Below are 9,208 nucleotides of genomic sequence, written 5' to 3'. Positions count from 1 at the left end.
ACGTACATCTCGACGAGCATCCCGGCGGTCCGCCCGATCATGTCGGCCCCGGGGCCGCGCGCGGGCAGCTCCGCCAGGTACGGGACCGGGGTGACGCGTCCCCCGGCCGCCGCCGTCTCGTTCACCGCGCGAGGGACACCAGAAGGTTCTGGCCCTGGTGGTCGGACATGCCGACCGGGTCCTCGAACACGTAACGGTGCACGCGCAAGCGGTCGTTGGTGAACGCCCAGTCGAGCCGCCACAGCCCGAGGCCCTCGCTGTTCCAGGTGCCCGGGTGGAGGGTGGCGGACGCGGGCAGGGCGTCGTCGAGGGCCTCCCGCAGGCCGTTCAGGTCGCCCATGGCGGGGGTGGTGTTGAAGTCACCGGCGACCAGCAACGGGTTCGGATTGGCCGCCGCGTCGCGCTCCAGGGCCGCGTAGTGGTCGCGCCGCGCCGCGTCGCGCTCCCGTATCTCGCGGTAGAAACCGCCGCTCAGCCAGTTTCGTGCGATGTCGAGCTGCACGGGGATGTGGACGTTGTAGACGGAAACCACGCGGCCCCGGACCTCGAGGTCCGTACGCAGCACCTTGCCCCGCTCGAAGACCTCCCGCCACGGCGTGCCGGGGCGGACCCCCTCGCCCCGCCCCACCGGAGGGCGCGCGAGCACCGGGAAGCGCGAGAGCGTCACCAGCTCTCCTGCGACCACGATGTGGTAACCGGGGAACTCCTGCCGGATGCGGGCCAGTTCGTCGATCGGGGCGGGCTGCTCGTCCACCCAGGCCAGGTACTCCTGGAGCAGGTAGACATCGGCGTCCTTCGCCCTGAGGTAGCGGTAGAAGGCATCGGAGCCGTCGGTGGTGTCCCAGTACTTGGTGTTCCAGGAGAACACCTTCAGGGCCTCTGCGGGCGCGGGGCCGGTGCCGGCGCCCGGCGCCATGGCATCCCAGTTGAGACCCGCGCGGGTCACCCCCGAGACCAGCAGCAGGACGAGTACGGGAACCAGCCGGCGGCGCACCGGAACGGCCATCGGTACGAAGCTGAGGGCGAGCAGCGCCACCGGTACGGCGAGGAAGAACACCGGCGGGGCCAGATCCGGTACCAGCCACAGCCACCAGCGGCCGCTCAGCAGGAAGTTGAGCGCCGAGTACAGGGCCCAGAGCGCGGTGAGCGCGATCAGCGTCCGGGCAGCCACGGCCCGGCGCCGCCCGGACCGGCCCGGCGGCGCCCCGGGCTCGGGCGCGGAGGGCGTGAGGGTGTCGGGGGCGGCCGTCATGCGGACGCCCCGAGCGTGCGGTCGTACGGTCGCTTGAGGAACACGCGGCCGAACAGTAGCAGTGCCCGCGACCCCGTTGTCATGCTTGCCGGCCGGTCCGGCGGGTGCCGCAGGTTCCGCCGTGGGGCGGCACCCGGGTGGTTCGATACAGAACCAATATCCGGCCGATATGCGACGGCACTGAACTGGTCACATGACGCAATCCGTGTCGGTCGTCATCCCGGCCCACAACTCAGCCCGCACCCTCGGCGCCTGCCTGGACTCGGTCTATGCCCAGACCTGTCGGATCCACGAGGTGATCGTGGTGGACGACGGCAGCACGGACCGGACGGCCGAGGTCGCACAGGGCTATCCCTGCACCCTGATCCGCAGTGACGGCAACCGCGGCGTGTCGGCGGCACGGAACACCGGCATCGCCGCCGCCACCGGCGAGATCCTCTTCTTCCTCGACTCCGACGAGGCACTCACCCCCGACTCGGTGGCGGGCGCGCTGGAGATCCTGGGTGCCGACCCGGAATGCGGCTGTGTGCACGGGGTGATCGCACCCGACCCGCTGTTCGACGACGGCCCGGTCGAGCACTACAAGGTGTTGCACGCCTACTGGTGGCGGGCGCGGGGGGCCGGCGAGGTGGAGACCGCGTTCTTCGCCCAGGCCGCCGTCCCGCGCCGGGTCTTCGACGAGCTGGGCGGCTTCGACGAGCGGCTGCGCGACTCGGAGGACCTGGAGTTCAGCGACCGGCTCGCGCCGCACTACCGGATCGTCCTCACCGACCGGATCGTGGCCCTGCACGACGAGGAGCACCGCCTGTGGCCGCTGCTCGCCGAAACGTTCCGACGGGCCCTGCTGCTGGTCCCGGCCCTGGTGTCGGCGCGCCGGGGAGGGCGCAAGAACCTCACCGCCAACAGCCCGGCCTCCGTCGCGGCGGCCGCCCTGCTCCTCGCGGCACTGCCGCTCACCCCCTGGTACCCGCTCCTGCCCGTGGCCGGTCTCCTGGCGTTCTGCGCCGCCAACGCCGGGCTGCTGCGGTTCGTCGCCCGCCACCGGGGGCCCGGCTTCGTCCCGTTCTTCACCGGCGTCCACCTGCTGACCCACGCCGCCTTGCTGACCGGCGCCGCACTCGGCGCCCTGCGGATGCTCGGCGGGGCGGCGGCCGGGCGGCGGCGGACTCCCCGTGAGACCCGCGAGACGGCGGTACGCCGATGATGGACCGGCTGCGCAGACTGCTCACCCCGGTCGTCGTACTCGCCGCCCTGATCGGCGTGTACTTCGTCGTCCGCAACGAAGGCGCGGCCGCCGCCCGGGCGTTCGCCAGGCCCGAGGCCGTCCCGCTGCTGGCCGCCGCCGTGGTCACCAACGTCGCGGGGCTCGTGTTCGCGGTGCATGCCTGGCGGGTGCTGATCCCCGGTGAGCACCCCATCAAGGGCCTGTACGCCGCGAAGATCTACTTCCTGGGGCAGCTCAGCAAGTACGTTCCCGGGCGGGTCTGGGGTGTGCTCACCCATGTCGCCCACGGACGCGCGGCCGGAGTGCCCGGCGCCCAGATGACCTCGGCGTACCTGCTGAGCCTGATGCTCACCATCCTCACCGGGGTGGGCGTCAGCCTGCTCGCCGCCCCCGCCGCGTTGCCGGGCCACTGGCCGTGGCTGTGCCTGCCCGCCCTGTTCTTCGTGGCCTGTGTGGTGTGGCCGGCTCTGGCCACCCGCCCGGTCACGGCCCTGTCGCGGATGGTCCGCAGGCCCGTGGAACCGCCCCCGGACAGCGCTGTGCGGCGGGCGATGCTGCTGGCCGTCGTCTCCTGGCTGTTCTCAGGACTGCACCTGTGGTTCCTGGTGCTGGCCCTGGACGCACCGGTGTGGGCCGGGCTGGGCGTGGCGGTCGGTGCCTTCGCGCTCGCCACCGTCGTCAGCAGCCTCGCCCTGATCGTCCCGGACGGCTGGGGCGTGCGCGAACTGACCATCACCGCCGCGCTGGCCACCGTGCTGCCCACCGGCACCGCGGCCACCGCCGCCATCGCCAGCCGCCTCGTCTGCGTCCTGGCCGAGCTCGGCAGTTCGGCGGTCGTCCTTGTCTGGTCCCGGCTCAGGTCCGTGACCCCGCAGCCCGGAGTCCCCCAGTCCGAAGCCCCCCTGTCCGTGACCCCGCAGTCCGAAGTCCCCCTGTCCGTGACCCCGCAGTCCGAAGTCCCCCTACCCGTGACCCCGCAGCCCGCTGCTCCGATGGGAGAAACCCGTGTACACCCTTGACGACGCCGAACAACTCGAGGTCGGCGAGGTGCACGACCTGTACCGGCAGTACGTGAACAAGAGCCAGGTGTCCCTGATGACCTCGTTCGGCTTCGGCCGGGAGCTGGTCGACCACGCCGAAGGCGCCTATCTGACGCTGGCCGACGGGCGCCGGATCCTCGACCTGACCGGTGGCGTCGGCGTACTCAACCACGGTCACAACCACCCCCGGATCCTCGCCGCCCGTGAACGCTTCGCCCGCAACAAGCGGATGGAGGTCCACAAGACCTACTTCTCGCCCTACCTGGCGGCGCTCAGCCGCAACCTGGCCGAGGTCCTGCCCGGCGACCTGAACATGTCGTTCCTTCCCAACTCGGGAGCGGAAGCGGTCGAAGGCGCGGTGAAGCTCGCGTACAAGTACCACAGCGGCAAGCGTCACACCGTCCTGCGCGCGGACTGCGCCTTCCACGGCAAGCTCCTGGGATCCGGCGGTCTGACCGGCCAGAACCAGTTCTCTTTCCCGACCATTCCCGGCATCGGCACCTTCACGTACGGAGACCTCGACTCGGTGCGCGCGGCCGTCGCCGCCCACTCCGGCGACGTCTACGCGATCCTCATCGAGCCGTTCAGCGCCTCCACCATCCAGTGGTGCTCCGAGGAGTTCCTGCGCGGCCTGCGGGAGCTGTGCACCCGCCACGACATCGTGCTGATCTTCGACGAGATCTACAGCGGCTGGGGCAAGACCGGCAGCATGTTCTACTTCATGCGCTATCCGGACCTCATTCCGGACGTGGTCACCACCTCCAAGTCGCTCGGTGGCGGCAAGTCCTCCATCTCCGCGTACGTCGCCCGCGAGCCGGTCTTCCGCAAGGCGTACGACAACCTCGGCGACTCCCTGCTGAATTCCACCTCCACCACGTACTACGGTTTCGGCGAGGAGTGCGCCACCGCCCTCGAAGCGGTCAACATCGCGGTCGAGGACGACTATCCGGCGCGTGCCCGGGCCATCGAGGCCGTCCTCGAACCCGGGCTCGCCCGCCTGGCCAAGGAGTATCCCGACGCGATCGGCAAGGTCGCGGGGGCGGGCGCGCTCTGGGGCGTCTTCATCGACGGCGGCCCGAAGATCCTCGACCTGGTGGCGAAGCTGGCGCCGGGCGGCATGGCCAGGGACCCGCAATTCAAGACCAAGCTGGTCACCTGCGCTGTGGTCAACGCCCTCTACGAGGACCACGGCATCTTCGCCTACTACACCCTCAACGGCCAGAACCCCCTGATCCTCGGCCCTTCGCTGGTCACCGAACCCATCGAGGTGGAGCGCGCGGTCGACGCGCTCGGCGAGGTCCTGGAACGCAGCCTGGGCCGTCTCGTCACCCGTTTCATCAAGCAGAAGGTGAGCTCACAGTGGTGATCACGATCACCGGTGCGGCGGGCATGCTCGGTTCGCGGCTCGCCGAACGCCTGCTGGCCGACGGACACGAGGTCAGGGGGGTCGACCTGCGCCCGGGACCCGGCGTGGAGTTCGTCGGCGACATCCGCGACCGCGCGGTGATGGACCGGGCCCTGGCCGGCGCCGACGTCCTCGTGCACGCGGCGGCCGCGCTGCCCAGCTATCCCGACGAGCAGATACGCTCGATCATCATCGGTGGTACGGAGAACGTGTTCGCCGCCGCGAGCGCGGCGAAGACCCCACGCGTCGTGCACATCTCCTCCACCGCCGTGTACGGGCTGCCCACGGTGGTCCCCACGCCGGAGGAGTACCCGCGCGAGCCGGTCGACACCTACAGCCGGGCCAAGGCCGCGGCCGAGGTGATCGCCGAGCGCCACCGCGACAACGGGATGTGCGTGCCGATCCTGCGGCCCAAGACCTTCGTGGGCCCCGGCCGGATGGGCCTGTTCTCGATGCTGTTCGAGTGGGCGGAGGAGGGCCGCAACTTCCCGGTCCTGGGCAAGGGCGACGTCCGCATCCAGATGTTCGGCATCGACGACCTGGTCGACGCGGTCGTCACCGTGCTCACCGCGTCCGACGACGTCGCCAACGACACGTACAACCTGGCGGCGGCCGAATTCGGCACGCTGCGCGAGGACTTCCAGGCCGTCCTGGACGCGGCGGGCCACGGCAAGCGGGTCGTGGGCCTGCCCGCCCGCCCGGCGCTGAGCGTACTGAGCGTGCTGCAGCGGGCCAAGCTCTCACCGGTGTACGGACGGCTGCTGCACAAGCTGATGGACGACTCGTACGTCAGTATCGACAAGGCCAAGGCGAGGCTCGGGTTCACCCCCCGGCTCTCCAACCAGGACGCCGTCCTGCTCACCTACGCATGGTGGCGCACCGCCCGCCACGAAAGTCCCGCAGGCGGTTCCACCGGCCGCACCAGCCGGGACCCGTGGAGCCAGGGACTGCTGACCGCGGCGAAGATCTTCTTCTGAGGAGTGCGCCATGACCTTCTTGGACGAAAGAGCGAAGGCTGCCCCGGCCGGCGAAAGGCCCCGGGCCGGCGGGCCGATCGCCCTCATCAGACCCGGCCAGTGGCCGAAGAACTTCCTGGTGGTACCGCTCCCGCTGCTCGGCGCCGCCTGGGAGTGGGACATGGCAGGCCGGGTGGTGGTCGCCATGATCGCGTTCGTACTGGCCTCGTCGCTGGTGTACGTGGTCAACGACATGGCGGACGTGGAACGCGACCGGCGCCACCCCGTCAAACGGAACCGGCCGCTGGCCTCCGGCCGGGTGAGCATGCGGACGGCGGTGGCGCTGGGCCTGGGCCTGGCCGGTCTGCTCGCTCCACTGCTCGTGCTGCTCGGCCCCGGCGGGGCGTGGCCGGTACTGCTCTACCTCGTCGTCAACGCCGCCTACAGCTGGCGGCTGAAGCACCTGCCCCTGCTGGACGTGTTCATCGTCGCCACCGGTTTCGTCCTGCGTCTGCTGGGCGGGTACGAGGCGAGTGGCCGTCCCGTCGCGGAGTGGCTGGTTCTCACGGTCCTCACGCTGTGCCTGGTGCTGATCCTGGGCAAACGACGGCATGAGCTGGGCGTCTCCGGCACCGGGCACCGCCCCGCGCTCGTCGGCTACTCGGCCCACTTCCTGGACCTGATGCTGGTGATGTGCTCGGCGCTGACCATGGTCGGGTACCTGCTCTACCTGCGCACCGAATCGGGGTACGGGACGGGCGCGCTGCTCACGGCGCCCTGCGCGCTGTTCGCGCTCTTCCGCTACCTGCAGATCGTGGTCGTCAGGAGCGAGGGCGGAAACCCCGTACGGACACTCCTCCGGGACCGCGTCATGATGTCGAACTCGTCCATCTGGGGCGTCCTGCTGGTGGTGTTCCAGATCGCCTGACGCCTGACCGGTCCGCGCGCTTCCCGAACCCGTACCGATGACCCGTATCCGTACTCGCACCAACCGAGGATCCGAATGGCTGCACCCCTCGTGTCGGTGGTCGTCCCCATGTACAACGACCGCCGCACCGTCGACCTGTGCCTGCGCTCCGTACTGGAACAGACCTACCCGAAGCTGGAAGTGATCGTCGTCGACGACGCCAGCACCGACGACTCGGCCGAGCTGGCCGCCGGGCACCCCGTCACCCTGGTGCGGGCCGAGCGCAACGGCGGTCCCGGAGCCACCCGCAACCTGGGCGTCCGGCACGCGACCGGTGAGATCGTCTTCTTCCTGGACGCCGACCTGACCATGCACCCGGAAGCGGTCGCGCAGGCGGTCGAGCTCTTCGAGGAGAACCCCTCGTACGGCGCGGTGTTCGGCATACCGGACAAGGAGCCGCTGTTCGCCGAGACCCTCGTCGGGCAGTACCGCATCCTTCAGTACTACTACTGGCGCAAGAGTGCCGAGGGCATGGTCAGCGGCGGCTTCTACGCCCTGGGCGCGGTCCGCAGGACGGCCTTCCTCGAAGCGGGGTGGTTCAACCCGGCGCTGCGGCAGACCGAGGAGATCGACCACGCGGAACGGCTTGCCGGCCGCCATCCCATGCTGCTGACCTCCCGCATCCGCGGGCGGCTGTCCGACGAGAGCCGGATGCGGCCGCTGCTGCGCAAGGCGTTCGTCCGCAGCCGGCTGCGGGTGCCGTTCTACCTGGACCGGGGCCGCGCGATGCAGGGCATGGAGACCGGTGGGCGGGCGGTGGCCTCCGTGATGGCCGCGCTCACCCTGGTGAGCCTGCCACCGGCCGTGGTGTGGCCGCCGGCGGCGCTGGTCCCGGGGATCGCACTGGTCCTCTGCGTCCTGGCGGACCTGGGCCAGTACACGTTCGTCGCCAAGGAACGCGGCCCGGCCTTCCTGGTCTTCTTCACCCTGTGCCACCTCCTGGTCAGCACGGCCGTGGTCGCGGGCCTCGCGGCGGGCCTGGCCCAGTGGGTGCTCAGCGGGCGCTTCCGCCGCATGTACAAACAGCGGGCGACGGCATGACGGCCCATCAGGCGGAACCGGTCCGGCCGTACCCGGCCGGGGAGCTGCCGGAGCCGTCACAGACGTCGGAACCGGGCCCCGCCCCGAGCCGGGGGCGGCGGGCCGGGCGGTTCCTGCGGCTGTGGTACGGGCGTGGTCTCGTCGGCCTGGCCGGGCTCTGGCTCCTGTACGCGACCGTCCGGTGGCTGGTCAGCGGCCGCTGGCACTGGGCCATCCCTCTCGACGCCGCCCCGCCGCTCCTCCTGGTCGCCGTCCCCGCCGTCCTCCTGTCGGCAAGCGCCGCGGCCTGCGGGCGCCGCAGGCCGTGGGCCGCCGGGATCTCCCTGGCCGCACTGCTCCTCGGACTCACCACCGGCTCCGGGCTGAACTGGCCCGCGCTGTGGCGCGGCGAGGGCACCGTGCCGCCCGGCGCGCTCCACGTGGTGTCGCTGAACACCCAGTACTGGGGCCAGGCCACCAGCGTCGACCGGGTGTACGCCCTGCTGCACCGGCAGAAGGCCGACGTCTACCTCCTCCAGGAGCACGTGACCTGGAAGCCGGGCCTCGGCGAGGACGGGTACGCCAAGCTCGACGACGACGCGCGGCTGCGCGCCGAGTTCCCCGGCTACCACATCGCCCGCCGCGGTGAGCTGCTCACCCTCTCCCGCTTCCCGATCGTCGCCAAACCGCCGATCGGCCCCGGCGCGGAGATCGACGCCGACCCCGCCGTCCCCTTCAGCCGGGTCTTCGCCCGGGACAAGGTGATGCGTACGGATCTGCGCGTCGGCGGCAGGATCCTCAGCGTCTACAACGCGCACATCACCGTGCAGCTGGCACCGGACAACCTGAACCCCTTCTCCGGATTCGACTTCGACTCCTACTTCCACCGGAAGTTCACCTGGCGGCAGGAGGAACTGCGCGGCCTGGAGAAGGACCTGGACAGCAACCCCAATCCCACGGTGATCGCGGGGGACTTCAACGCCACCGCGTCGATGCGCGAGCTGGACGGGCTGCGGGACAGGGCCGACGACGCACTGCGCGCCAACGACGACTTCGTGCCGCTGAGCTGGAAGTTCAACGCACCGGCCGGGTTCGAGTGGGACAGCGTGTTCAACCGGTCGCTGCCGCTCTGGCGGGTGGACTGGAGTTTCACCACGGGCCCCGTGGATCTGCACCGCTACGCGTTCCGGCCCACCGACGGCGTCTCGGAACACCGGATGCAGGATCTGTGGCTCTCACTGTGACCGCGCAAGGCGCCATGCCGCCCGGGGGCCCGGGGCCACCGCTCCCGGAGCTCCGGGAGCGGTGGGACGCCGGCCGGTCCCCGGCCGGCCGGTCCCTGG

General features: G+C 70.9%; 8 protein-coding genes. 7 read left to right on the top strand and 1 reads right to left on the bottom strand.

What is annotated here, in order from left to right; all coding sequences use genetic code 11:
• Nucleotides 1-121: 121 nt before the first annotated feature.
• Nucleotides 122-1,252: an endonuclease/exonuclease/phosphatase family protein gene (locus tag ACWDZ4_RS21610; RefSeq protein ID WP_451510031.1), complete on the bottom strand. Its 1,131-nt coding sequence runs from the start codon at nt 1,250-1,252 to the stop codon at nt 122-124.
• 193 nt (nt 1,253-1,445) lie between these two features.
• On the opposite strand from ACWDZ4_RS21610, the gene ACWDZ4_RS21605 reads away from it, so the two are divergent.
• From ACWDZ4_RS21605 to ACWDZ4_RS21575, 7 genes are all read left to right on the top strand, one after another.
• Nucleotides 1,446-2,456, top strand: coding sequence for a glycosyltransferase family 2 protein (locus ACWDZ4_RS21605; protein ID WP_451510030.1), 1,011 nt, complete (start codon nt 1,446-1,448; stop codon nt 2,454-2,456).
• Nucleotides 2,453-3,496, top strand: a complete 1,044-nt coding sequence (locus ACWDZ4_RS21600; protein WP_451510029.1) for a lysylphosphatidylglycerol synthase domain-containing protein — start codon at nt 2,453-2,455, stop codon at nt 3,494-3,496. The genes ACWDZ4_RS21605 and ACWDZ4_RS21600 overlap by 4 nt, the downstream gene beginning before the upstream one ends.
• Entirely contained in the window at nt 3,483-4,883 is a 1,401-nt protein-coding gene (locus ACWDZ4_RS21595; protein WP_451510028.1) for an aspartate aminotransferase family protein, read from the top strand. The genes ACWDZ4_RS21600 and ACWDZ4_RS21595 overlap by 14 nt, the downstream gene beginning before the upstream one ends.
• Nucleotides 4,877-5,899, top strand: a complete 1,023-nt coding sequence (locus tag ACWDZ4_RS21590; protein ID WP_451510027.1) for an NAD-dependent epimerase/dehydratase family protein — start codon at nt 4,877-4,879, stop codon at nt 5,897-5,899. Before ACWDZ4_RS21595 ends, ACWDZ4_RS21590 begins: the two co-directional genes overlap by 7 nt.
• 10 nt (nt 5,900-5,909) lie before the next feature.
• Nucleotides 5,910-6,806, top strand: a complete 897-nt coding sequence (locus ACWDZ4_RS21585; RefSeq protein WP_451510026.1) for a UbiA prenyltransferase family protein — start codon at nt 5,910-5,912, stop codon at nt 6,804-6,806.
• Between the two features lie 75 nt (nt 6,807-6,881).
• Nucleotides 6,882-7,886, top strand: a complete 1,005-nt coding sequence (locus ACWDZ4_RS21580) for a glycosyltransferase family 2 protein (protein WP_451510025.1) — start codon at nt 6,882-6,884, stop codon at nt 7,884-7,886.
• On the top strand, nt 7,883-9,109 hold the full coding sequence (locus tag ACWDZ4_RS21575) for an endonuclease/exonuclease/phosphatase family protein (RefSeq protein ID WP_451510024.1): 1,227 nt from the start codon (nt 7,883-7,885) through the stop codon (nt 9,107-9,109). Before ACWDZ4_RS21580 ends, ACWDZ4_RS21575 begins: the two co-directional genes overlap by 4 nt.
• The last annotated feature ends 99 nt before the right edge of the window (nt 9,110-9,208 follow it).

The sequence above is a fragment of the Streptomyces sp. NPDC003016 genome (assembly GCF_053591455.1).
The sequence above is the reverse complement of the archived record's forward strand: the minus strand, read 5'-3'. Positions and strand labels throughout refer to the sequence as shown.

Excerpts from the sequence above, each read along its gene's own strand:
- ACWDZ4_RS21585 (WP_451510026.1), top strand. The coding sequence starts at position 5,910 with ATGACCTTCTTGGACGAAAGAGCGAAGGCTGCCCCGGCCGGCGAAAGG.
- ACWDZ4_RS21575 (WP_451510024.1), top strand. The coding sequence starts at position 7,883 with ATGACGGCCCATCAGGCGGAACCGGTCCGGCCGTACCCGGCCGGGGAG.
- ACWDZ4_RS21610 (WP_451510031.1), bottom strand. The coding sequence starts at position 1,252 with ATGACGGCCGCCCCCGACACCCTCACGCCCTCCGCGCCCGAGCCCGGG.
- ACWDZ4_RS21600 (WP_451510029.1), top strand. The coding sequence starts at position 2,453 with ATGATGGACCGGCTGCGCAGACTGCTCACCCCGGTCGTCGTACTCGCC.
- ACWDZ4_RS21605 (WP_451510030.1), top strand. The coding sequence starts at position 1,446 with ATGACGCAATCCGTGTCGGTCGTCATCCCGGCCCACAACTCAGCCCGC.
- ACWDZ4_RS21580 (WP_451510025.1), top strand. The coding sequence starts at position 6,882 with ATGGCTGCACCCCTCGTGTCGGTGGTCGTCCCCATGTACAACGACCGC.